At 68.1% G+C, this 23,362-nt stretch carries 17 protein-coding genes; 5 read left to right on the top strand and 12 right to left on the bottom strand.

The annotated features are described in order from the left end of the window. Window positions 1-2,166 carry a DNA polymerase/3'-5' exonuclease PolX gene (gene polX / locus DB30_RS08340; RefSeq protein WP_052547580.1) on the bottom strand — a complete coding sequence of 722 codons (2,166 nt, stop codon included), beginning with the start codon at window positions 2,164-2,166 and terminating at the stop codon, window positions 1-3. A gap of 102 nt (window positions 2,167-2,268) precedes the next feature. Here polX and DB30_RS08345 point away from each other — a divergent pair, with 102 nt between their 5' ends. Then, window positions 2,269-3,387, top strand: coding sequence for an RAD55 family ATPase (locus DB30_RS08345; protein ID WP_052547584.1), 1,119 nt, complete (start codon window positions 2,269-2,271; stop codon window positions 3,385-3,387). Window positions 3,388-3,474: 87 nt separating this feature from the next. On the opposite strand, the gene DB30_RS08350 is transcribed toward DB30_RS08345, so the two are convergent. The 6 genes from DB30_RS08350 to DB30_RS08375 form a co-directional block, all read right to left on the bottom strand. Continuing rightward, window positions 3,475-4,131, bottom strand: coding sequence for a hypothetical protein (locus DB30_RS08350; RefSeq protein WP_052547586.1), 657 nt, complete (start codon window positions 4,129-4,131; stop codon window positions 3,475-3,477). Window positions 4,132-4,185: 54 nt separating this feature from the next. Next, the gene (locus tag DB30_RS08355; RefSeq protein WP_052547588.1) at window positions 4,186-4,872 is read right to left on the bottom strand and encodes a hypothetical protein; all 687 of its coding nucleotides are present in this window, start codon (window positions 4,870-4,872) and stop codon (window positions 4,186-4,188) included. Further along, window positions 4,869-5,852, bottom strand: coding sequence for a hypothetical protein (locus DB30_RS08360; protein ID WP_052547590.1), 984 nt, complete (start codon window positions 5,850-5,852; stop codon window positions 4,869-4,871). The genes DB30_RS08355 and DB30_RS08360 overlap by 4 nt, the downstream gene beginning before the upstream one ends. 76 nt (window positions 5,853-5,928) lie before the next feature. Beyond that, on the bottom strand, window positions 5,929-6,744 hold the full coding sequence (locus DB30_RS08365; RefSeq protein WP_052547591.1) for a hypothetical protein: 816 nt from the start codon (window positions 6,742-6,744) through the stop codon (window positions 5,929-5,931). A gap of 119 nt (window positions 6,745-6,863) precedes the next feature. Continuing rightward, window positions 6,864-7,295: an ion channel gene (locus DB30_RS08370; RefSeq protein WP_052547593.1), complete on the bottom strand. Its 432-nt coding sequence runs from the start codon at window positions 7,293-7,295 to the stop codon at window positions 6,864-6,866. Between the two features lie 37 nt (window positions 7,296-7,332). After that, complete coding sequence (locus tag DB30_RS08375) at window positions 7,333-8,193, bottom strand: alpha/beta hydrolase (protein ID WP_165703671.1); 861 nt, start codon at window positions 8,191-8,193, stop codon at window positions 7,333-7,335. Window positions 8,194-8,387: 194 nt separating this feature from the next. Between DB30_RS08375 and DB30_RS08380 the strand changes: the two genes are divergently transcribed. After that, complete coding sequence (locus DB30_RS08380) at window positions 8,388-9,623, top strand: sterol desaturase family protein (RefSeq protein WP_052547595.1); 1,236 nt, start codon at window positions 8,388-8,390, stop codon at window positions 9,621-9,623. Window positions 9,624-10,053: 430 nt separating this feature from the next. On the opposite strand, the gene DB30_RS08385 is transcribed toward DB30_RS08380, so the two are convergent. After that, on the bottom strand, window positions 10,054-11,772 hold the full coding sequence (locus tag DB30_RS08385; protein WP_052547596.1) for a TlpA family protein disulfide reductase: 1,719 nt from the start codon (window positions 11,770-11,772) through the stop codon (window positions 10,054-10,056). A gap of 71 nt (window positions 11,773-11,843) precedes the next feature. Here DB30_RS08385 and DB30_RS08390 point away from each other — a divergent pair, with 71 nt between their 5' ends. Continuing rightward, window positions 11,844-12,467, top strand: coding sequence for a hypothetical protein (locus tag DB30_RS08390; RefSeq protein WP_052547598.1), 624 nt, complete (start codon window positions 11,844-11,846; stop codon window positions 12,465-12,467). Here DB30_RS08390 and DB30_RS08395 read toward each other — a convergent pair. The 4 genes from DB30_RS08395 to DB30_RS08405 form a co-directional block, all read right to left on the bottom strand. Next, window positions 12,464-13,813, bottom strand: a complete 1,350-nt coding sequence (locus DB30_RS08395; RefSeq protein ID WP_052547599.1) for a hypothetical protein — start codon at window positions 13,811-13,813, stop codon at window positions 12,464-12,466. The genes DB30_RS08390 and DB30_RS08395 overlap by 4 nt on opposite strands. Before the next feature lie 168 nt (window positions 13,814-13,981). Continuing rightward, entirely contained in the window at window positions 13,982-14,116 is a 135-nt protein-coding gene (locus DB30_RS42725; protein ID WP_276204343.1) for a hypothetical protein, read from the bottom strand. Window positions 14,117-14,606: 490 nt separating this feature from the next. Next, the gene (locus DB30_RS08400; protein ID WP_052547602.1) at window positions 14,607-16,484 is read right to left on the bottom strand and encodes a CRTAC1 family protein; all 1,878 of its coding nucleotides are present in this window, start codon (window positions 16,482-16,484) and stop codon (window positions 14,607-14,609) included. Window positions 16,485-16,554: 70 nt separating this feature from the next. Then, window positions 16,555-16,968, bottom strand: coding sequence for a hypothetical protein (locus DB30_RS08405; RefSeq protein WP_052547604.1), 414 nt, complete (start codon window positions 16,966-16,968; stop codon window positions 16,555-16,557). 254 nt (window positions 16,969-17,222) lie between these two features. On the opposite strand from DB30_RS08405, the gene DB30_RS08410 reads away from it, so the two are divergent. Together DB30_RS08410 and DB30_RS08415 are read left to right on the top strand one after the other, a co-directional pair. Continuing rightward, entirely contained in the window at window positions 17,223-17,846 is a 624-nt protein-coding gene (locus DB30_RS08410; protein ID WP_052547606.1) for an RNA polymerase sigma factor, read from the top strand. After that, window positions 17,833-23,349 (top strand): VIT domain-containing protein, encoded by a 5,517-nt coding sequence (locus tag DB30_RS08415; protein WP_052547608.1) that lies wholly within the window; start codon window positions 17,833-17,835, stop codon window positions 23,347-23,349. Before DB30_RS08410 ends, DB30_RS08415 begins: the two co-directional genes overlap by 14 nt. Window positions 23,350-23,362 lie beyond the last annotated feature (13 nt).

Below are 23,362 nucleotides of genomic sequence, written 5' to 3' on the forward strand. Positions count from 1 at the left end.
TCATAACGGCTTGCTGAGCAGATCGAAGCCGACCTGCAGCGGGTTCTCGCCGATCTCGCCCAGCGCGCGCTCGAGGGTGGGATCCGCGGCCGCAGACATCAGCCACGCGCTCAGGCGCTCGCGTAGTTGCTCGCTGAGGGGCCCCTGCGTGAGCGCGGCCCGCAGCGCGCCGACGTCCTCGACCGGGTCCGCGGCCGCGACGGGCTCGGCCGGCGTGTGGTCGACCGGCGTGTGCGCAGTCTCGATCGGGATCTCGAGCGGGTCGAGATCGATCCACGCGTGGTCTTCGCTGCCGGACGGCTCCGCGCGAAGCTCATCGGGATCGGGGTCGGGATCGGGATCGGCATCCTCATCCGCGCCCTCGCTGTCCGGCGCCGCGCCACCGGGGACCTGAACCTGAACCGGCACCGCTCGCCAGCTCGAGTCCCCATGGTCCCGCAGCCGCCGGGCCCGACGCTCGGCGATGACCTCCCACGGCTGAGCGTTGAGCACGTGCTCGCGCTCGAGCCAGCCCCGCCGCGCCATCGCCAGCGCAAACTCCGGCCGACCCAGGTGACGCGGCGCGTGAGCGTCGGTGTTGAGCACCACCGCCACGCCCCGCTCGCGGCACTTTCGACAGTCGACATCACCCAGGTCCATGCGATTGGGCCCGCCGTTGCACTCGAGCGCGACCTGATGCTGCCGCGCGGCGGCCAGCACCGCCTCGAGATTCAGCGGATACGCGTCGCGCTTGCCCGGCCGGCGCCCGGTTGGGTGGCCAATGCAATCCACGACCCCGCTCTCGATCGCCCGGATCACCCGCTTGGTCATTGTTGCTTCGTCTTGGTCCGTCCACCGATGCACGCTCGCCACGACCCAGTCGAGCTGCGCGAGCAGGGCCGGGTCGAGATCGAGCTCACCGTTGGCCAGGATGTCGACCTCGATCCCCGATCGCAGCTGCAGGTCATCGAGCTGGGCGTCGAGCCGGCGGATCCGCTGCAGCTGCGCGGCCAGGCGCGGCTCGTCGAGGCCGTTGGCGATCCGCAGGGCCTTCGAGTGATCGGTGATCGCAATGTAGCGATGCCCAAGCTCGCGCGCCCGCTCGCTCATCTCGCGCAGCGTGCCAGCCCCGTCGCTGTCGGTCGTGTGCATGTGCAGATCACCGAGCAAGTCGCCAGCTTCGATCAGCTTTGGCAGCCGCTTGCGATCCGCGGCCTCGACCTCGCCTTGGTTCTCGCGCAGCTCGGGGGGGATCCACGGCAGGCCCAGGTGGCGAAACACGTCGGCCTCTTCTGGGCAGGGATCGATCAGCTGCTCGTCACGGGTGAACACGCCCTTGTCGCTGACCTTGAGCCCCAGCCGACCCGCCCGCAGTCGCAGCTCGATGTTGTGCAGCTTCGACCCCGTGAAGTAGTGCAGCCCGGCGCCAAAATTCTGGGGCGGGAGCACGCGCAGATCCGCCTGTTGTTGGTTGCGCAGCCGCACCGAGCAGCGCGAGTCCCCGCGCAGCAGCACCTCTTCGACGTCGGGCAGGCTCTGAAACCGCGAGGACACCGGGCCTGGATCACTCGAAGCCACCAGCACATCCAGATCACCGATCGCCGCCTTGCCCCGGCGCACGCTCCCGGCCAGCTCGATCCGCGCGACCTCGGGCAGCGACGAGAGCGACGCGAGGATCCGCCGACCGACCCGCTGGGCCTCGATCAGCGGGACCTTGCCCCGCCGCTTGCGATAGGCTTCGACGCCCGCGAGGATCTTGTGGACCATCGCCGTGCCCATCCGCGGCATCGACTCGATCCCGCCTGCCTGGGCCGCGTACTCGAGCTGATCGATGGTCTCGACGCCAAGTCGATTGTGGATGTTGCGGACGGTTGTGGGGCCGAGGCCCTTGATCTTCAGCATCTCGCGCAGCCCGGGGCCGATCTTGCGGCGCAGCTGATCGAGGTCGTCGCAGCTGTGGCGCCGCAACATCTGCTTGACCCGATGCACCGTCCCCGAGCCGATCCCCCGGACGCTGTCGAGCTCGCCCCGGTTGAGCAGCTCCTCCGCCGGGCGCGGCAGGCCCTCGATGATCCGCGCCGCCCGACGAAACGCAGCGATCCGGTGACGGTCGCCGCCGTCGATCTGCAGTAGGTCGGCCATCTCGCCAAATAGCGCGGCGATCTCCGAGTTTTCGAGGCGGGCCATGCGGACGGCGCGGCCGGGGTGTTATGGTCCGGCCCCCCGGCCCGGCACCAGTCTAGCCGGCGGGCTTCGTTCGAGCACCCACCGAGCAAACGAGCAACCGACATGGCCAACGACGACCAGAACCAGCAACAGCCACAACAGCCTGGGATGCCCGGGATGCCCGGGATGCCAGGCATGATGCCCGGCCAAGGCATGCCCGGCCAAGGCATGCCCGGCATGAACCCCATGATGGGCGGCATGAACCCCATGATGATGCAGATGATGCAGATGATGGGGCAGATGGCCGGCGGGATGGGCATGGCCCCCCAGTTCGACGCCTCGGCCGCCCCCTTCCAAGGTGAGCTCAGCAAAGACGAAGACTCGGGCCTCGACGCGGACATCATCCGCCCCGCCACCTTCGACGATCTGATCCGCAAGCAAGAGCCCCTGCCAACTGGCACCGTGCTCGACCACCTGTGCCTCACCGAAGACGGCAAGCACTCGCTGGGCGGCCTGCCCAAGGGCTGCACCATGGCGCTGGTTGGCCCCCCCGGTAAGGGCAAGACCCGCACGACCCTTGGCACCCTGGCGCGCGTGGCCCAGTCTGGCACCAAGGTCGCGTTCGTGGTCGCCGAAGAGGGCTTCCATGACAAGGCCGGCTCGGGCCGCGACGACCTTGGCTCGCGCATGACCAAGATCGGCATGTCCGCGACCGGCCTCAGCGAAGCGGAATTTCGCAAGCAGGTGCTCGAGAACATGTGGGTGATCGAGTCGCAGTACCACCGCGGTCAGACCTGGGACGACTTCATCGCCAAGTACCGCTACCTGGTCGAGAAGGCCGGGATCGGGTTCGTGGTCATCGACTCGCTGAACATGCTCGATCCCAGCAAGAACAAGACGGCGGATCACCTGAGCACGCTCAAGACCTACAACCATGAGCAGGGCGTGACCTGTCTGTGCGTGGGTCAGATCAAGGACACGGGCGCGCCGGTGGGTGGCGAGGCGATGCAGCACACCGCCGACGCCGTGTTCCTGATCGAAGAGATGGGGCTGAGCTCGAAAGAGATCGCGTCGGAGTGGGGCGGCAAGTACCGCGAGCGGATCGACATCATCCGCGCGGTCAAGTGCGTGTCGTCGCCAACCTTCCCGCACCCAATTCGCATCGAGCAAAAGCCGGGCACGGGTGAGCTGTTGGTCTCGGCGCTGCAGCCGGCCGACAAGGCCGTGCTGCCGCTCGCCTAGCGCGTGCGAGCAGCGTCGCCGGCCCTCCCCTGCTTGCTGTGAAGCTCGCGGGTGAGGGCCGCCGCGTTTGACTCGACCCTCGGGGGCTCAGTCGCAGCCCTCTGCGGCCAGGCAGCAGTCCTCGGTGTTCATCAGGCAAAAGCTCGGGTCGCCCTCGCCAGCGATGATCGGCATCGGCTGACAGCCGTAGCCCTCGCGCCCACACTGGCTCGAGCTCTCACACGGCGGCGCGCAGGCGGTGAACAGATCCTGGGCGCCGATGCAGGCGATGCCGCCCTCGGGGTCGCACTCGACGGAGTCGAGCACGAAGGTGGTCTGGGCGTCGGGCAGGCTGCAGGCCTTGTTGCAGTAGCCCCCGGGCAGGGCGAACACGCCAATGATGTCCGTGATGCAGATGGCGTCGTCGCCAAGCAGGGCCTGGCAGTCGGCGTCCTGCATGCAGGGCGCTCCCCAGGTTGTCATGATTGACTCCGTCACCCCGTCCTTCTCGGCCCACTCCGTGCCGCAGGCGTCGCCGGTGGTGTCGCCGTCGCCGTCGCCGGTGGTGTCGCCGTCGCCGTCGCCGACGGTCTCGCCGACGCCATCACTCGAGGTGTCGCTCTCGCCCATGTCACCGTCACCGTCGCCGTCGCCGTCGCCGGACGAGGTGTCGCCGCCGCCCTCGCCCGCGGAGTCGCCACAGCCAAAGAGCGCCAGGGCGAGGATCGGGGACAGTAGGATCGAGGTGCGTGCGCGTGGCTGCATCCGCCAACTATCTGGCCTCGGCCGCGTGCGGGTCAACGCCGGGCCCGTTCGCGCTCAGTCGACCGAGAAGCTCGAGCTGACCTTCATCGTGGGGCCGTCGAAGGCAGGGAACCGGTGGCCGTACACGGCCTTGCGCACGCAGGGGATCATTCCGGCTTCGGTCAGCCGGGCCGGCGCCGAGGCGTTGACGCCGGTGACCTTGCCCTTCTTGTCGACGCCAAAGCTGTAGCGCACCGTGCCGCTGTTCAGATCAGGCATGCGCGCCGCCGCGTCGCGGACACAGGCCTGAAAGCTCGAGTCGAGCTTGGCGAGCTCCCGGTCGATCACGCCGTCGCTGAGCCGCTCGCTGCCATCTGACATCGAGATGCTCTGATCCTCGGTGGCGTTGAAGCGCGGCACGTTGCTGTCGTTGTCGATCGGCGGGCCGCCCCCAGCCGCGAGCTCGCCCTCTTCGGCGCTGCCACCATCGCCACCGCCACCGCCACCGCCACCACGTCGGCCTCGCCTGCGCTTGCGCTTGCCGGGCTCGGGCGCTTCGTCTTCCTCGACCACCTCGGTCTCGGCGACCTCGAGCTCGCAGCGCCCCGCGACGCAAACCGTGCCCGCACCACACAGCTGGCCGGCATCACAGTCGAGGCTGGGCGCGCTCGCCATGTACGTGAAATACCCAAACATCCCGCCCGCCCCGAGCACCAGCCCAAGCACGAGGCCACCCCCCAACATCCCAGCTGGCGTGCTCATTGGTCCTGCAACTCGTCGTCTGCGCCGTCGGCGTCCGCATCAGCGTCACCGTCAGCGTCAGCGTGCTCGGGCGGGTTCACGAGATCGCTTGGCTCGCGCAGCGGCCCGCGAGCATCCAGGATCGGCGCCGGGCGATCACCAGGTCCATGAATGACCTTGCTGGCTTTCTCGGCCTCCCAGCGTTCACGTCGCTCGACCCGCTCCGCCTCACGCTCGAGCCGGTTGGCTTCGGCCTCGGCCTTGTCCCACCAGGTCCGCTCGCGGACGGGCCGGAACTCCGTCTCTTCGTCGATCAGCTCGAGGCCGTAGCGCTCGCGCAGCTCGTTGGGCAGCTGCCCGTGCACAACCGTCTTGCAGGTGATCGTCTCTTGCTCGGTCTGCTTGCGGGGCGCCTGCCACTGATCCCAGCCGCCCTTGGCGATCACCTCTTGCGGGTGCGGCACCCGAGTCCACAGCCGGACGAAGCTGACCGACTTGGCCGGCACCCCGTCGTGATGGCGCTCCCACTCGCGGCACACCCACGCGCCATACAGCCGCTGGTAGTGCTTCTTGCCGTCGATCCGCCGGTTGATCTTGCCGCGCCGGTCGTACCAAAAATACGGGTAGCGGTTGTCTTCCCAGATGTCTTGCTCGAAGTCCCACAGCTCGCCGTCTTGATCCTCCACGAACACGCGCACGAACGCGTTGGTGCGGTTTGGATTGGGGGCGAACATGGCCCAGCTCTGGTTGTTGCGGGTCCCACGAAAGTACTCGTAGCCCTTGGTCTGCTGCAGGAAGCTCTTGTGGAAATCCTTGGCCAAGCCCTTGCCGGGGGAGTTCCACACGATCAGCACGCTCGCGTGGTAGAGCACGAACACGCTGGCGACCAGGATGCCCCACAGCGGGTACACCCACGGACTGCTCGCGCGGCGCTCGGCGAATTGTTGCGGCGCGTGCAGCAGTGTCTCGTGCAGCGGCGCTTGCTTCGGCGCGGGAGGCATTGCCGCGATTCTGCCATGGCCAGGCGGCGGGTACAGCGTGCGCTTGCGGGGTCGACTCACACCGTGTTGCGCCGCTCTAGAGCTGCCCAGGCGACTGCCCTGCCCGCTTCGCCTTCGCAGCCTCGGCCTTCGCCGCCTTCTCGGCCTTGACCCTCTCTGCCTCGCGCACGCTCCACCAGGTCTTCTCGCGGATCGCCCGAAACCCCTTCTCTTCGTCGATCAGATCCAACCCATAGCGCTCGCGCAGCTCGTTCGGCAGCTGGCCCTGGCTGACCGTCTTGCAGGTGATGGTCTCTTGCTCGAGCTGCTTGGCCGGCGCCTCCCACTGGTTCCAGCCGCCCTTCGCCAAGACCTCGGCGGGCTCGGGCACCGTCGTCCAGCGGCGCACGAAGCTGACCGAGATCGCCGCCTCGCCGCCGTTTTGCCGCTCCCATTCACGACACACCCACGCCCCGTAGATCCGCTGGAAGTGCTTCTTGCCGTCGATCCGTCGGTTGATCTTTCCGCGGCGGTCATAAAAGAAGTACGGGTAGCGGTCCTCTTCCCAGATGTCCTGCTCGAAGTCCCACAGCACGCCATCTTTGTCGGTCACGAACACGTGCACGAACGCGTTCACCTTGGTCGGGTTGGGCGCGAACATGTCCCAGCCCTGCGTGTTGTTGGTGCCGCGGAAGTACTCGTGGCCCTTGACCTGCTTCAAGAAGCTGTCGTGAAAGTTCTTGGCCAAGCTGACCCCGGGCGAGTTCCACACCAGCAGCACGCTCACGTGGTAGAGCACGAACACGCTGACCGCCAAGATGCCCCACAGCGAGTACGCCCACGGGCTGCTCGGTCGGCGGTCGACCGGGGCGGGGCGCCCATGCAGCAGGGACTCGGACAGCGGCGCGGGCACGGCTGAATCTTGCCATCAGTGGGGCCGGTGTACAGATCTTCGAGCCAACCCAGCGCGGGCGCTCACGCACGTTGGCCGCGCGAGAGCACCGGCTGCGGCGCCCGTCGTAGGCGCGAGGATCACGTTGTTCGAGGACCCCACGTTGGCCCAGGCCGCTCGAGCTTGGCGAACACGACCCCGGCCGCCAGCGCGACGCCAAGCAGCCCGACCATGGACTCGATCGTGACCAGCACGTTGGCGTAGGTGCCGTTCGGCACCAGGCCGCCGTAGCCGATCGTGGCGATCGTCTGCACGCTAAAGAAAAACGCGTCGGCGAAGCTGCCGGGCCGGGCACCCGAGATGCAGTCGCCGCCGGCCAAGTACAGACCGGCGAAGCCCACGTTGGCCAGCAAGAACACCAGCGAGAACACGACCAAGATCCCCAGCCACGAACCCTGGAGCAGACGAAGATAGAGCTCCGTCAGCGGCGTGAACGGGAGCCCGCCCCGCACCGAAGCCTGCTCGGGCCCCAACACGGGGCGGTCGTTGGCCGGCTCGGGTGCGTCGCTCACCGGCCACTAAGGTGGCACTTGGGCGCCGACGGTGCAATCAGGCGCGGGACAGGATCTCGAGCAAGCCAGCAGGGTTGTCGACGTGGACCCAATGGCCAGCGCCTGCGACGGTGGCCAGAGCGATGTCGCCGGCTTCGGCGAGCGCCTGGGCGCGGGCGAGCTCGTCGCCGAACACGGCTTGGGATCGCTCGCCGAGCACCAGGGTGACTCGAGCTCCGGCCGCGGCCTCGGCCTCGAGCGCGGGCCACAGATCGAGGGTCGTGAAGTCTCGCAGCAGCGCGGAGATCCGCTCGAGGTCCAGGCCAAAGCGCCACTGTCGGGGCTCGGCGTCGGGGTTGACCTCTTCCAAGTTGGTCGCCAGCCACTGCGCGATCGGCTTGGCGATCCCCGCGGCGAGCAGCGCGTCAACGAACGCGCCGCGGGACTCGAACTGCGGGGGTAGTTGATCGAGCGCGGCGAACACAGCGTCGGTGCTGCGGTCGCGGGGCTCGGTGCGGGGGCCGGCGGGGGCGTCGATGACCCACAGCTCGTCAGCGCCGAGGCCGGCCGCGCGCAGCTGGTCGGCGGCTGCGATCGCAACCTTGCCGCCGAAGCTGTGCCCGAGCACCGCCGCGATCCGTCCGCCGTGGGTCTGCGTGATCGACTTGGCCAGCGCGACCAGATCTGCGGCGGCGGCCGTGACCGTGCGATCGCCCGACAGATGTTGTGAGTCCCCGTGATCGCGCAGATCGACCAACACCGCGCCCCAGTCGGGTTCGCCCGCCTGCGCCCGATCAGCGAGCCACTTACGGGCGAAGCTGCGCCAGTTGGCGCCGCGGCCCAGGATGCCGTGTAGGAACAGCATCCAGCGATCGGGTTTCTGCGCTTCGGCGGTCAGCAGCTGGTGAGCCAGGATCATTGCGGTGGATGCTAGCAGGGTCAATTCTGGATGGGCCTCGCGTGGCTGGCCAAGGCATCGCCGTTCCCACTCCCTCGATGCGCGCATGTCACCGGACGCCGAATGCCCGCCCTTCGCCGTGGCGTGCCGTTGTGCGCGAGCCTGTGAAAGAACGTGCACACCCCACCCATGATCGCGTATGAAAGAAGCGCAACATGTCCGAAGAACACGGCATCAACCCCATCGCCTTCGCGGTCCCGCTGTTCCTCGCTTCGATCTTGATCGAGGCCGCGATCGCCAGGCGTCAGGGGCGACAGGGCTACTACTACTTCGGGACCGCGCTGGCCGACGTCACCAGCGGCACCGTGTTTCAGGTCCTCGAGGTGTTCTTCAAGTTCGTGCCGCTGCTCGTGTACGCCTGGGCGGTGGAGCGCTTCGCCCTGGTCGACTGGGGCGAGAGCACCTGGGGGCTGTTCTTGACCACGCTGCTGCTGGTCGACTTTCTGTACTACTGGTGGCACCGCGAGAGCCACGTGATCAACGTGCTGTGGGCGGTCCACGGCGTCCACCACCAGAGCGAGGACTTCAACCTGGCCGTCGCCCTGCGCCAGCCCATCTTCGAGCCGATCACCTGGTTTTTCTTCTACATCCCGCTGGCGCTGCTGGGGATCCCCGTTGAAGTGTTCCTGGGCGCGTACGCGCTGGATCTACTCTACCAATTTTTCATCCACACCGAGCTGGTCCGCAAGCTGCCCGCGCCCATCGAGTGGCTGTTCAATACACCCTCTCACCACCGGGTTCACCACGGCGTTCAGGACCAATACCTGGACAAGAACTATGGGGGGATCCTGGTGATCTGGGATCGCATGTTTGGGACCTTCGCCGCCGAGGACGAGCGCGTCGTCTATGGCACGACCGTGCCAGTGCACAGCTACAATCCGCTGTGGACCAACTTCAACTATTTCCAGCACATGGCCTCGCTCGCGCGCCAGGCCACGCGGCTGCGCGACAAGCTGTGGGTATGGTTCGCGCACCCGGCTTGGCTGCCGCAGGGGGTGGAGCGAGACCCCAACGAGATCAAGCGGATGAAGTCCGAGAAGTACCGGCCCGAGGTCTCGCCCGAGCTGGTCTGGTATCTGAGCGGGCACTACCTGCTGCTTGGGGCCCTGCTCCTGGTGTTCTTGATGTTCGAGGCCAGCTACGGTTGGGGCCAGCGAGCGGCGGGGTGCTTGGCGATCGTGATGAGCACCGTCGTGTTCTTGGGACTGGTCGAGGGTAAGCGGTGGGCCCAGTGGATGGAGCTGGTGCGGGGGCCGGTTGTTGCTGGTGGGGTGGTTTGTCTGGCGGCGTTGTGGGTGGAGGGGTGGGCGTTGGTTGGGATTGGGGTTGGGGTATTGGTGATCATGTGGGGCAGCTGGAACGTTTGGCGGGCTCGGGCTCGGGCTGCGTAGGTCTGAAGTTCGAGGTTGGATTGGGGGGTGCTTGGTTGTTCGCGGGGGTCGGTGGGTCCGGCGGGGCAGCGCGCACGGGCTGCCGACGACCCGAACCCGGCTACGGTCTACTCCAGTCTCGTGACCCCGCTTCCTTTCGTTGCTCGAGCTTGGCCCGACCGTTCTTCTCTTCGCTAATCTCCACGTGCGTAGATACGCCGGGTTCGGGCCGTCGGCGGCCTTTGTGCGCTCCTCGTTGTTCGGGCCTCGTGCTCCGATCCGCGCATGCGGGCGCTGGGTTGGTGAGCGTGGGACCGGCCCCTGTTGGGGACGACTCTGGGGGTGCTTGGTTGTTCGCGGGGGTCGGTGGGTCCGGCGGGGCAGCGCGCACGGGCTGCCGACGACCCGAACCCGGGATCGGGCGGCCTAGCATGGTCACCGACCGACAGCGCTACGGCTTGGTGACGTACGCCTGCAGGGTTTCGAGCAGCGCTTCGCCACGCAGCTTCTCCTCGGTCGCTGCGATCCGGCCCTCGGCGTCAACGAGCACGACCAGCGGGACGCCGCTGAACTCCCACGCTTTTTGGAGCGCGCTCTCGTCCGGCTCGTGGAGGTTGATCCACGGCATCGGCCACTTGTCGCGGCGAAACGCTTCGACCGTGTCGACCTGGGCGTCGACGCTCACGGACACGAACGCGATCGGCCCGTCTGCGCCGCCGAGGGTCTCCCAAGCGGTATGCAGGTGCTGCATCTCGCTCACGCAGGGCCCGCACCACGTCGCCCATACATCGATCAGGTACGGGCGGCCGCGCAGGTCTTCCGCGCGGACGGCTTGGCCGGCGAAATCCTCGAAGCTCCAGTCGGGCATGGTGCGACCGAGCTGTAGGGGGCGATTGGGGTCGTAGTCCGAGCGCGCCCAGAGGGCCGAGTACGAGTCGCCATAGTCGCGCACGAGCTCGGCGTAGAGGGGCCCGGTTACGGCTTCGTCGTCGCCGGCTTGGCGGAGATCGAGGTAGAGCAGGTGGGCGCGCAGGCCTGGATCGGTCTGCACGGTCTGAAGCTGCCGACGATATTCACCGGACTTCGGATCGTCGAGCATGGCACCGAACACGCTGTCGATCTGCAGACCGAGGAAGCTCCACGCGATGTGATCGGCGGGCACGAGATCGAGCAGCCAGTACAGGTCCGCGGGAGTCAGGCACGCTGACTCGAGTCCCGCGACCTGGCCGAACAAGGTGCCCCAGGCCAGCGCCGCGTGGGCGCGCAGCTGGGCGTCGTCGAGCGCTTCGACCTGCTCGCGTGCACTGGCCGCGAGCGGGCGGACCGTGGCGCAGACGGCATCGGCGTCCTTGGCGGCGGCGAGAGCCTGGCGAAGCTGCGCGAGCGTCTCGTCGAGCACGGCGCGCCCTTCATCCGCGAGCGAGCCCACAACCTGCTCGCCGTGAAGCTCGAGCTGCGACGACTGCCCGGCCGGAGCGAGCTCGTCGAGGGCGATCTCGAAGCTGGTGTCGCCGGTCAGGTCGCGCTCGGACCAGAAGTCGCCGCCACCGTCGTAGACCCACCGCTGCGCCGCAGGCCCGTTGAAGCTGCGCCCGCTGGTCGTGACGAGTTGGTACTGCACGGCGGTTGCTCCCGGCGGAGGCGCGAGCGGGACCGCGTAGACCCGCGCGCCAGCTTGGACGGGCTCGACCACGCCATCGTGCGCCTCGCCGGCCTTGCCGTCGGCGTCGAGGTAGCGCACGCGAACCGTGACGCCCTCGTCGCCCAGCGAGTGCGCGTAGGTACCGAGCCGGGCGTCGAGCTCGACGGTGCCGCCGGCGACGGCGAAGCTGACCCGCCGCTCGGCATGATCGACCCCCGCCAAGCGCATCGAGTACACCCCCGGTCCGGGCAGCTCCACACGTAAGCGGCCATCCGCAGGCAGCTCGAGATCGGCGACTCCCGTGCGGAAGCCGCTGCGCGTCATGGTCAGGTGCGCGGCCTTCAGCGGGCTGCCATCGTGGGCGCTCAGCTGACCTACGAGCACCGGCGCGGCATCGTTCTCGGTCTCGGTCTCGGTGTCGGTGTCGATCGACGGTGCGACCGGATCGCTGGGTTCGGATGGCGTACAGGCAGCGAGCACTGCGATGCCGAACAGGATTCGGGTGAGCGCGTCCGAGATGTGCGGCATATCGACGCAGAGTACCCCACTGGGCTGCGCGTCGGTTGACAACGCAGCCAAGGGTCCGGTACGGCCGATCCATGGCGATCACGCGTTTGTATCGACTGCTCCCCCTGCTCGCAGTTCTGGCCCTCGCCGGGGGCTGTGACAAGAGCGACAAGAGCGACAAGAGCGACAAGAGCGACAAAGACGAGGCCAAGGCCGATAGCGTCGACGCGCCCCAAAAAGCGTCCAAGCAGGACGAGGACAAGGGCCACGCCAAGCTGAAGCTCGGCGAGCGCGACTGGAGCACGGAGCGGGCCAGCGCCAAGCTCAACGACAAAGGTCATCTGCGCGTTCTCTCCAGTCGAAGCCAGAAGATCGACGGAAAGTCCCAGCGCGAGGCCCTGACCCTGCTGATCCGCGACTACAAGGGCCCCGGGAGCTACATGACCGACAAGGTCAACTCGAACTTCACCGGCGTTGGCATCGACGTCGCGGCGGTCGAGAAGGCCGAGAAGGAACAAGACGACGACAAGACCACGGAGCTGGCCAAGGACTTGCTTGGCGAATCCACGGTGGTTCTGCTGCAGGACGCGAAGATCGAGATCACCAAGGACGATGGGGACTTCATCGACGGCACTATCGAGTGGTCTGGGATCGGCGGCGTGAAAGGGCCCCGGTCGATCTCGGGCAGCTTCCACGCCCGGGTCGACAAAGATTAGCGACTGTCCTTCTTCGCGATCGGCAGCGGCCCCGCGTTCACGTTGATCGTGGGATGGCTGCCCGTCTTGGGCCGGTCCGACCCCGAGTCCTCCGCGTCGAAGGCGACCCCGGACATGCTGATATCCACCATCTCGTGATCGGCGTCATCGCTGGACTCCTCCAACCGCCGCCCAACCGGCCGCGTGGATCCAGTCCCCCGCCGCGCGCCGCCACGCCCAGCTTGCTCGCCGCGCCCCGTCCGAGACAGCGCCTCGTCCGACTGATCCCGCGGCCGCGCCTTGGCCAGATCTGAAGGCAGCTCCCGCGCCCGTCCAGCCGGCTCGCGCTCGCGGCCCTCGGGCAGCTCCCGGGCCATATCGCGCGCCAGCGTGCGCGGCAGCTCGCCAAAGTGATCCCGAAACCGAACCGAGTCCCACAGCGAGTGGACCGCAAACCCAAGCGCGAACACCTTGTCCTCTTCGCTGGACTCGCGGCCCAGGATCTCGGCGATCTGCCCACGCAAGAAGGTGCGCTCATCCTCGTTGGTGCCCAGCTGCCCGCTGTCGAGCAGCTCCACGGTCCGCTTGCGCACGGCCTCCAGCGCGACGCCGGTCAGCAGCTCGCGCACGACCTTGGCGCGCTGGACTGGCATTGAGGCGCCCCAGGTCCGCTTGGAGACCATGCCCGAGCCGGTCTCGGTGATGCCGCCGCTGACGAAGTGCGGCGTGGCCTGGGGCGGCTCTTCCACGCGCGGCAGCTTCTCGGCGACGGCCTTCAAGAAGCTCTCGCCCATGAAGTCGAGCAGGATGAAGCCGAGCGCGTAGGCCTTTTCTTGGTCGGAGATCTTGCGGACCTCGACCTCGCGGATCTGGTTGGCGAGGTCCTTTTGTTCCTGCAGCGAGAGGTTCTGGCGACTACCCAGGATCATCGTGCTGGCGTGAATCCGGGAGCCATCGAACTCCTTGCCGTCCATCAGCCCAACGACGATCGAGACCCGCTGCAGCGCGCGCCGACGATCGATCTGCGCGTCGATGATCCCCAGCAGCTGATCGACGATGTACCCTGGACCGATCGAGACCTGCTCGTCACCGAGCCGCGCCGTGAACACGCGCGCCCGCAGAACCAGCGCGGCAGACAGGCCCGAGCCCATCGCCAAGGTTGCGCGGCCGACGTTGGTGTCGACCGTGGTGACCTCGGTGTCGAGCAAGATCGCGTGGGCGCCAAGAGCCATGCCGCCGTTGAGCAACAGGTAGAGCCACGCGAACTCGCTGGTTGCGATGACCTTGATCGGCTCGTCGCGGTAGCGCGAGAGCAACTCGACCAGGGCGGTGCCCATGCCAATGAAAAACGCGAGGACCCAGTCCATGTGCTCATGGGCCTGTAGGACCCACCCCCCTTAAATGTATCAGCCCAGCGCAGCGTGCGGACTGGAGGTCCGACGGCCCTGGGCCAGAACGAAAAACAGAACGAAAGCCAGAACGAAAAATAGAACGAGAAGCAGAACGGCAGACAGAACGAAAAACGCGGCGAATGCTCAAGCCACGCGTTGGCCGACTCGGGTGAGGCTGGCGACCTCGTAGCCCTCTGAGGAGCTCAGCTCGAGCAGGTTCTCGAGCACCAGGCCTTCGAGGGCTTGGTGGATGCGCGAAGGGGGGTGGTTGACACGCATCCTCAGCTCGAAGTCGGTGGCAGCACCACCGACGTCAGCGAGGTAGCGCAGAACTGCGCGTTGAACATGATCGAGCCTCACGTCGCGGTCCTCCACAATTTGCCAGAACAAACTCTTGTCTGTTGGCCGGTCTCCACCCTTTGTCACCCGGCCACTTTAGCGAGGTCATGACGAGCGTCAAGCGCGAAGTTGGGATCCATCGCCCAACCCCCGCCCGGGCTCCAAAATCGATGGAGTAGCAGACCCGGAGAGGGACCAGGCACGAGCATCATCGCGGCGCCGGCGAGAGTGCGCGAGATCGCGAACACGAGCGCGAACGTCTAGATCGCCGCGAAGTCGCCCGCGGCACAACTTGCGAGCTGGCAGGGATGTGGCTTTGTGCCTCGTGGGTCGTCGGCGCCGTGTACGGGCTCGCGGATCGCCCGCGGACCGATTGGTACGGCACGATGGCTCGCCCGGCCCTGGAGATCCCCGAGACCCAGCCACGATCTCAGCCCGGTCCAATCAGGTCTGGGTAGCGAACGTCGACGTACATGTCCTCGCCGAACTCGCTGCGGTCGAACACGACCTCGGTGCCGTCGGTCCACTGTACGACCAGCTCGAGCGCCTCGCAGGGCAGATCCCCCAGTCCAAAGTGCTGCACCCGGGAGTCCTCGGAGTTGTACATGCCGCGGCTGGACTTCTTCTCGCGCACGCGCAGCTGGGTGCCGCTGCGAACGATCACGCGGGTGCCGATCGCGTCGCGGTCGATCGTTGACCCGTCGCCTGTGACCCGCACGGCCAGCCAGCGGTTGTCCTGCCCGGCGTCGTTGCGGAACAAGAAATTGGGTCGGCCACCGCCCTGGTCGCGGCCGCCAACGAGAAGATCGAGATCGCCGTCATGGTCAATGTCGGACCACGCGTGGTTTTGGGCCCCCTTCATGCGCAGCAGGGCCTCGTTGGGATCGTTGATGCCACTTTGGACGCCGAGGCTCTCGAAGGATCCGTCCGCGCGCTGACGCATCAGCCCGAACCACGCTTTTTGCTCCGGGTCGGCGTAGCTACCTTCGTACTTGCGCTCGCGCGAGATCGAGATGTCGAGGCGGCCATCGTTGTCAAAGTCGATCAGCGCCCCGTCGACGTCCCCTTCATTGTAAGGTAGCCCGCGCGCCAGCCACTGGTTGCTCAGCGCGTAGCCCTGCGCCTCGCCGCCGTTGATCAACAGCTGGCTTGGGTCCGACCACTTGCGGTTGTAGTCGCTGTCGACCGGGTGCGAGATCGTGGTGAGCAGGACGTCGAGATCGCCGTCGTTGTCGACGTCGCCGCAGTCGATCCCAAACCCGTTGCTGCCCCGGTACACGCCGGTCGCGGGCCGTGGCTCGGGATCCTGCCCCTTGCCGGTCGAGCTGAGCCAGTAGTTGCCGGTGATCTGGTAGGCGAAGCCCAGCGCCTCTGCGCGGTCTTCGAACAAGCCGCCACCCTGGTTTTGCCAGAGCACGTTGTGGCCCCCAGCGGTGCTGACCGAGTAGGTCGAGACGAACACGTCGAGGTCGTTGTCGTCGTCGAAGTCACAGGTCACGCTGCCGTTGCTTGGCCGCTGTGGGTTGCCCGACAGCGCGGCGCTCTGATCGACGAAGGTCCCGTCGCCAACGCCCGCGTACAGCTTGTCGGTGGCAGCGTAGGTGGTCCCGCCCATGCCCACGTAGAGATCGAGCAGCGCGTCGCCGTTGAAGTCGGCGAACACCGCGTTGCCAGCGACGGTCGGCGTGGCCTCGACGCCCGAGCTGGGGACCTTGGTGAAGTGGCCCGCGCCGTCGTTGAGCCAGATCGAGCTGCGGTGGTCGGCGTAGGCGTCGAGATCGAGGCCCGCGAACACGTCTTGATCGCCGTCGTTGTCGACGTCGCCGAACGCAAAGAACCCCGCTTGCACGTCGCGCAGGCCCGAGACGTCGGACCAGTCGGCGAAGGTTCCGTCACCCTGGTTGCGAAACACCAGGTGCTCGAAGGGCACGCCATTTTGCGGGTTGGGAAACAGGCTGTGCGCGACGATGTCGTCCCAGCCGTCGCCGTCGATGTCGGCGAAGGCCAGGCGGCTGTGGTCGTTGATCACGGTGCCGGCCGGCGGATCTTCGCTGAAGTTGCCAACCCGGACGCCGCTCTGATCCGAGATGTCGACGAAGAACCCGGCGGTCGGGACCGCTGGCTCGCGCGGCTCACAGGCCATCGGCTCGCTCGAGCTCCCGCTCTCGCTCTCGGCTTGCGTGTCGGCGGACTCGCCCGTGCCCGCGGTCTGTCCGTCATCGCCAGCTGGCGGCCTCGAATTGCACGCGGCGCAGCCAACCAAGCCCAGCAGGGCGAACGAGGCCGTGGTCGAGATGCACCGGTTCATGGGCCTAGCGTCGGCTGCCCCGGCGCGGCGATCAACCCCAGGAGCCCGCGAGGCATTGAACCACGGGCTCCTATGAGTCATCCACTGCGGGAGAGGCCGCGCGGAGCTGCCAAGCGACGCGAACGATCAACGAGACCTGCTCCGGCCGCGCGGCGACGCTGCGAGCGGCTTGCTCGAGCGACGCCCAATTGAACATGGCGACCTGGACCCCCAGATAGGAAAATATCGTGACCAGGCCACGGTTGTGACTGTCGTCAGTGACCACGACCATGCGGATCCCTCGTGCGTCGAGCTCGCTGACGGTCCGCCTTCGCCGGGTGGGCAGGCTGACGACCGGCCCAACCGTGAGCACCAAGGTCTTGTGGATGCCGGGCTCGCGCATGGCCGCGTACCAGCGCTCGAGGCCTGGGCCAAGGTCGACGTTGGGCTCGATGAAGGCAAGCACCACGTCATCGATGGTGCGGAGCCGGATCGGATCGGCCACGGGGCAGTGTCGTGTGCGAACAGCTCGCTCGTCAACCAGCGGGGTCCACAATCGCTCCACTGCTGAAATCACCACAGTCCGATTTCGCCTCGCCCGCGCTGAGAGAAACTTTTTTCATTTGCTGCGACACCTCGCCCCGTCGAGCTGACAGTAGTCACTGGGGCCACCTCAGCGTCACAGCACAGCGCAGCCCACCCGAGGATCCGCATGCCGCGAACTTTCAATCGAGCACCCGCCGCTACACTGGGGCCAGCATGAGCGGGGGTCGTCGGATCGACGCGCAGCGGCTGAGCCGCGCCCGGGCGGGCGATGAGTCTGCGCTTGGCGAGCTCTATGAGGCCCACGTCGATGGGCTGTGGTCGTTCGTGTTCTATCGGGTTGGCCGTGACCCCGCGGTGTGTGAGGACGTCGTGCAAGACACCTTCTTGCGCGCCCTCGAGCGCGGCGAGGACTTTGACCCGGAGCGCGGCTCGCTTGGCGGGTGGCTGTGTGGGCTGTCGCGCAACCTGATCCGCGCCCAGCTGCGCACCAGCGCCCGCAGCCGCGAGCTCAGCGAGACCTGGGAGCGGATCGACGCCACGCTGGTGCAGATCTTCCAGGGCTTGGATCGCGCGCCGCTCGGCGACGAGGTCCTCGCTCGCGAAGAGACCCGCGATCTCGTGCACATGACGATCGCCAACTTGCCCGACGACTACCGCGACGCGCTCGAGCGCAAGTACCTGCGCGGCGAGACGATCCGCGAGCTAGCGGCCACCTTCGCGTGCAGCGAGGACGCGGCCAAGTCGATGTTGGCGCGGGCGCGCCGGGCCTTTCGCGAGGCGTTCGCGGCGTTGGCCACAGCCTTTGGTGAACAGGAGCTTCCAGATGTCCGAGCATGAGCGACCCGACCCGCACGACGACGCTGTCCTCGACGCCAACATCGAGCGACTGCTCAACCACGTCCAGCGTCCACCCGCGGTCCCGGCCGAGACCCGGGCGCGGATGCTCGCGCAGCTGCGATCCGCACAGGCCGCCGCGAGCGAGCCAGTGACCAAGGGATCCGCGCGCGCCGACGTCGACGATCCAATTCCGTTGGCGCGCGCCAAGCTGAAGCGGCGGCGGATCGGCGGCGCCACGATCTTCGTCGCGCTCGCGGCCGCGGTGTTGCTCGCGTGGGTGTTGGGCCTGGGTCAGAAGTTGCTCGACCACGGCGAGGCCCAGCTGATCGCCACCTATGAAAACCACGGTCTCGAGCCGCGCGAGGTGATGCTGGCCGACGGAAGCCGGGCCCTGCTGCGCAGGGGCACCGAGCTGGTCGAGCTCGCGCCCCGCCACCTGCGTCTGGTTGAAGGCGAGGTCCTGCTCGACGTGCGGACGGCCCCGAACCCGCTGTTGGTCGAGACGGCCCAAGGCCGCGCCTCGGTGCTGGGGACGCGGGTGTTGCTGCGCAGCGACGCGATCCAGACCCTCGCCGCGGTGTTGCACGGGCAGGCCAACCTCCAGTCTTTGGACGGCGCGGGTGACCTGTTGCTGCGCGCTGGTGAGCAGGCGCTGCTGCGCAGCGAGACCGAGCCCGCGCGGATCGCTGGGCGCCGCTTGAGCTTCGAGATCGACTGGGCCCGCGAGCTGCTCACGCCCGAAGCCGGGGTCGTGCCCGTGCGCCGCGGCAACCTGCTCGCGCGCGTGCCCCGATGGACCGGCCAGACCCACCGCAGCCCCGAGTGGCCGCTGCCCGTGCGCGAGCTGAGCGTCGACGTCCACGTCGAAGACGGCCACGTGCGCACGACGATCGACCAGACCTTCTTCAACCACCTCGAGCGCGATCTCGAGGGCGTCTATCAGTTCCCGCTCCCGCCCAAAGCTGCGATCTCGCGGCTGGCCATGTACGTGGACGGCGAGCGGATCGAGGCCGGGGTCGTGCAGCGCGAGCGGGGGCGCGACATCTACGAGCAGATCGTGCATCGCCGCCGGGACCCAGCGCTGCTCGAGTGGATGCAGGGCAACTTGTTTCAGATCCGCATCTTTCCGCTCCCGGCCCGCACGGAGAAGCGCGTGCTGCTCTCGTACACGGTCGCGCTCGAAGAGCTCTACGGCGAGGGCGAGCTGCGGGTGCCGATCCCCGAGCTGGATCTGCCGGTCGGCGCGGTCAACTACCGGATCCGCGTGGTTGGAGGCGCGGGGCGGCCGTTCTCGTCGCGCCACCACGAGTTCGAGCTGCGCGAAGAGGGCCAGGATCTGATCGCGCAGTTCACCGCTAGCGATCATGCGATCGGAGCGGACATCGTCGCCAACCTGGCCGCAGGGGGCCCTGGCCTGCCGCCGCCTCGGATCGAGCGCCACGAGCTGCGCCACGCCGATGGCCGCCAACACTTGGGCCTGCGCCTGCGTCCGCAGCTGCGCTCGATCGAGCAGGCCGAGCAGGCAACCGCAGCGCCAGCGCGCGACTGGGTCGTGCTGTTCGATACGTCCGCCTCGCGCGGGCCCAACGAACTCGAAGCCCAGCGCCAGTTCTTGCTCGCGCTGCTCGATCACCTCGACGGCGATGATCGGCTCAGCGTGCTCGGCTTCGACAGCCAGCTTCAATGGGCGTCGGCAGAGCTCGAGCGGGTCGGATCCCTCGACCGCGCGGCGCTCGAGGCGTTCTTGGCCCGCAACACCAAGGTTGGGCTGGGCGCGACGGATCTGAGCGCGGCGCTGAACGCGGGGCTCGAGCGGCTGGCTGCGGTCAAAGCTCCGGCAGATGACAAGCGCGCGCGGGTGCCCACGATCCTGTATCTGGGCGATGGCCTTGGCCAGCCGTTGGGCGGCAGCGCGGGTGCGGCGATGGTCGACGCGGCCGCGCACGTCGACGCGCTCGCGGGTACGCTCAGCGGCGCGGCCTCGTTCGTGGGTGTCAGCTTTGGCCCGACCTACGACGCGCCCGCGCTCGAGCGACTGGCCGCCGCCGGCTCGGGTCTGCACGTTCACGTGGACGAGGGCGAGTCGGTGTCGTGGCGGGCGCTCGAGCTGCTCACGACCCTCGCTACCGCGCGCGTATTGGGTCTGGAAGCCACGCTCGTCGACGCGCAGGGGCAGGTGATCGCTGCCGAGCGAACCCACGCCAGCGCGCGCTCGCTGGCCGAGGGCGAGTCTCTCGAGCTGCTCGCGGAGCTGGCCGCCCATGACCCTGAACCGGTCGCCGTCGAGCTGCGCGGGCGCGTGGGCGAGGCTGCGTGGTCCGAGCGCGTCGCGCTGCCCAAGCGTGATCACGCCAATGAGGATCAGGCCGGCTGGCTCCCTCGGGCCTGGGCGCAGGCCCACGTCGCGGCGTTGACCGAGGCAGGCGTCGAGCAACACGCCGCCCAGATCACCGAGCTGGGCCTCGCCCACTTCTTGGTCACCCCGACGACCTCGCTGTTGGTGCTCGAGAGCGAGCAGATGTACCGCGACTTCAACGTCCACCGCCCCTCGGAGCAGGCGTGGGCGTACTACCCTGCCCCCGACAAGATCGAGGTCGTCCGCGAAGGCCGACGCAGCGAGGCAGGTCAGGGTCAATACGTGGTTCGCACGCCCGTGCAGATGCTCGTTGGCGACGGCGCGTCGGCGCCCGTGAACTGGGCCGGCCCGATGGCCACGACACCTCTCGCCAACAGTATGGGCTTCGGTCTGGGCAACCGGCGCAGCCTGGGCGACCGGCGCAGCCTGGGCATGGTCGGCACGGGGCGCGGTGGCGGGGGCGGCGGGTTTGGATTTGGGCTCACTGGCGAAGCGCCGCGCGGCGGCGTGGACACAGGCGCGGGCTTTGGCGGCCGAGGCACCCGGATCACGTCGGGGCCCGTCGGCTTGGAGAACCCCGATCTCCGCAGCCTCTTTGGCGGCTTCGTCAGCGGCGGCACCAACCCGAGTCAGTGGTCGACGACCGGCGCGAACTTGCAGCAAGACGCGGTCTCTCTCGGCGCGGGCTCGGCTGCCGCGGACAGCCGCTTCGCCTCGACGGTCGTGACCGGGGCGCTCTCGCTTGGATACGACGGACAGTGGGCGCGCACCCAGCCATGGCCACAGTCGCGTCACTACACCTCGGATCCGCGCCTGAACGATCTGGGCGAGCTGGTCCCCGCGCTGTTTGAAGAGCCGTTCGACCTCGCCCGTGAGCGGCTGCTGCTGACCGGGCTCGACGGCGCGCGCGGCCACGTCAGCGATCCCGCCGCCGAGCTGATCACCGCCGCCCGCCAAGCGCAGGCAAACGTCCGCTACCAGCTGCCCGAAGGCGGCACCCTCGACATCGACGCCAACGGAAACTTCGCCGTGGTCAGCGAGCGATGGGGGTTCTTGGACGAGCGGGTGATCTACGACGGGGTGCAGCTGCGCGCCGACTACCCCGAGCTCGGCCTGTCGGTCGCCCGCGCCGTGGGCCCGACCTCGCCCGCGCTGTTCGGCGAGTGGATCCCGTGGATGATCCCCAGCGCCGAGCACTTGGCCTACTTTTATACGGTTGAGCGCAGCGCCCCGCTGAAGCTGCAGCTGCGACCGCTCGAGTCCGAGTCCATGCCAGGGTCCGGGCCAGAGTCCGAGTCCGCGCCGACATGGCTCGAGGTCGAGCTCGACGCCCAGCACCGGGTGATCGCGCTGCGGGTCCACGCTGGCGAGCACGTCACCTCGACCACCACCTTCGAGTGGACCGACGCGGGTGTGCTGCTGCGGCTTGGCGATGACGGGCGTGAGCGCGAGCGCGAGCTGAAGCGCGTGGGCCCGGCGCAGACGATCGCTTCGCTCGGCGCCCCGCAGGCCACCGAGGTCAACCTGCCGCTGCCCAGCCCCGCCGATCTCGAGCGCGCCCTCGAAGCCCACCAGCCCGGCGACGCCGCGTGGATCGATCTGCAGCACCAGCGCTTGGCCGGCTACGCCGCCCTCAACGATGAACCCAACGAACTGCGCGTGTTGCAAGCGCTGCGCGACCATGCCGGCCGCGTGCTCCCGGGCGAGCTCGTGCTGGCTGGCGCGAGCCTGCGCAGCGCCGACGCCAAGCAACGCAAGGCCACACTCGACGCCGCCAACGACGGCCCGATCACCGCCTACATCGCCGCCGGCGTGCAGGGCCGCAGCGGCGCCGGAGCGCTGCGCAAGCTGGCCCGCGACGAGGATCTACGCCGGACCCCGGTCGGGTTCATGGCCAGCTACCGCGCGCTCTTGTTCGAGGCCGAGGGCCGCCCGAACGAGGCGAGCCTGCGCCAGCTCGAGGCGTTCTTGCGCGACTACCAGCACCCGACCCACGCCTATGTTGCGACCTTGCAGCTGAGCCATCGGTGGTGGTCACATTCCGCTCGCAAGTCCGCCGCGTGGTCGGCGTTGGCGACCCAAGACAACCGCTTCAAGTACATCGCGCTGCACCAAGCCGCGCTCACCCAGTACCAAGCCGGGCACTACGACGAAGCCGGCCTGCTGTTTCAGCGCAACTTCGAGGCTGCGCAGGCCGATCACACCATCCCGCTCATCGATTGGAGCGTGCAGTGGGCGATGACCCAAGCGCTCGGCGAAGCCGGCTGGCAGCTCACGTGGACGCGGTTGCGCGAGCGCGTGATCGACTCGGGCGATCCACGGCTGGCGATCGAGCTGCTCAACAGCGCCCAACAGCTCGGTCGCGTGGAAGACGTCCAGCGCGTGATCGCCAGCCTCGACCCCACGAAGCTCGATCCTGTCCCCGCGCTCGCGCTGTTCGACGCGCTGATCGCCCGCGGCCACGTCGGTGAGGCCGGCTCGGTGCTGCGGACCGTGCTGGCGGTCGAACCCATCAACGAGTCCGCCCCCGTGCTGCTGCGTGCCTCGATGTTCGCCGAGCGCCAGGGCCACCTCGACGAGGCCGCGACCCAGCTCGAGCGGGCCATGCTCGTCATGCTCGACGAGGGCCTCAGCCTCGCCGACCTCCGCGCCGGTTTCGCGCGCCTGCTCGAGCTCCGCGGCCGCCTCGCCCAACCACTCAGCGGCGACGCCAGCGCGCGCGCTGAAGCCCTCGACGCCGCGCTCGCCGTCGCGGATCGCTGGCGCCTCGAAGATCCGGACAACCCCCAGATCGATCTTCAGTGCGCCCAGCTGCTGTGGACCCTTGGCCACGACCAAGCCGCGTGGCGCCACCTCTCGAGCAGCCTCGACCGCCACGCCGCCGAAGGCGACGCGCTCGCCTGGATCGCCGACGCCCTCGAGCGCGGCGGCGACCTGACCCGCGCCGACCAAGTCTGGGCCCGAGCGATCGCCGTCGAGCCCACCGACCCGACCCACCGGCTCCGCCGCGCCCAAAACCTGCTTGCGACCGGCGACGACGGCCCCGCCAAGGCCCTGCTACACGAGATCGAAACGGGCGACTGGCAGCCGCGCTTCGCCCAGACCATCAACCAGGCCAAACGCCTGACCAAGCTCGTCGGTAATTAGACTGTCCGCAAGC

It is taken from the genome of Enhygromyxa salina (assembly GCF_000737335.2).
Lineage (GTDB): Bacteria > Myxococcota_A > Polyangia > Nannocystales > Nannocystaceae > Plesiocystis > Plesiocystis salina_C.

What these genes read in the sequence shown, in the direction of transcription:
- DB30_RS08400 (WP_052547602.1), bottom strand. Translation starts at nt 16,484, where the DNA reads ATGAACCGGTGCATCTCGACCACGGCCTCGTTCGCCCTGCTGGGCTTG.
- DB30_RS08345 (WP_052547584.1), top strand. Translation starts at nt 2,269, where the DNA reads ATGGCCAACGACGACCAGAACCAGCAACAGCCACAACAGCCTGGGATG.
- DB30_RS08410 (WP_052547606.1), top strand. Translation starts at nt 17,223, where the DNA reads ATGAGCGGGGGTCGTCGGATCGACGCGCAGCGGCTGAGCCGCGCCCGG.
- DB30_RS08390 (WP_052547598.1), top strand. Translation starts at nt 11,844, where the DNA reads ATGGCGATCACGCGTTTGTATCGACTGCTCCCCCTGCTCGCAGTTCTG.
- polX (WP_052547580.1), bottom strand. Translation starts at nt 2,166, where the DNA reads ATGGCCCGCCTCGAAAACTCGGAGATCGCCGCGCTATTTGGCGAGATG.
- DB30_RS08355 (WP_052547588.1), bottom strand. Translation starts at nt 4,872, where the DNA reads ATGAGCACGCCAGCTGGGATGTTGGGGGGTGGCCTCGTGCTTGGGCTG.
- DB30_RS08350 (WP_052547586.1), bottom strand. Translation starts at nt 4,131, where the DNA reads ATGCAGCCACGCGCACGCACCTCGATCCTACTGTCCCCGATCCTCGCC.
- DB30_RS08415 (WP_052547608.1), top strand. Translation starts at nt 17,833, where the DNA reads ATGTCCGAGCATGAGCGACCCGACCCGCACGACGACGCTGTCCTCGAC.
- DB30_RS08375 (WP_165703671.1), bottom strand. Translation starts at nt 8,193, where the DNA reads ATGATCCTGGCTCACCAGCTGCTGACCGCCGAAGCGCAGAAACCCGAT.
- DB30_RS42725 (WP_276204343.1), bottom strand. Translation starts at nt 14,116, where the DNA reads ATGCGTGTCAACCACCCCCCTTCGCGCATCCACCAAGCCCTCGAAGGC.
- DB30_RS08380 (WP_052547595.1), top strand. Translation starts at nt 8,388, where the DNA reads ATGTCCGAAGAACACGGCATCAACCCCATCGCCTTCGCGGTCCCGCTG.
- DB30_RS08360 (WP_052547590.1), bottom strand. Translation starts at nt 5,852, where the DNA reads ATGCCTCCCGCGCCGAAGCAAGCGCCGCTGCACGAGACACTGCTGCAC.
- DB30_RS08395 (WP_052547599.1), bottom strand. Translation starts at nt 13,813, where the DNA reads ATGGACTGGGTCCTCGCGTTTTTCATTGGCATGGGCACCGCCCTGGTC.
- DB30_RS08385 (WP_052547596.1), bottom strand. Translation starts at nt 11,772, where the DNA reads ATGCCGCACATCTCGGACGCGCTCACCCGAATCCTGTTCGGCATCGCA.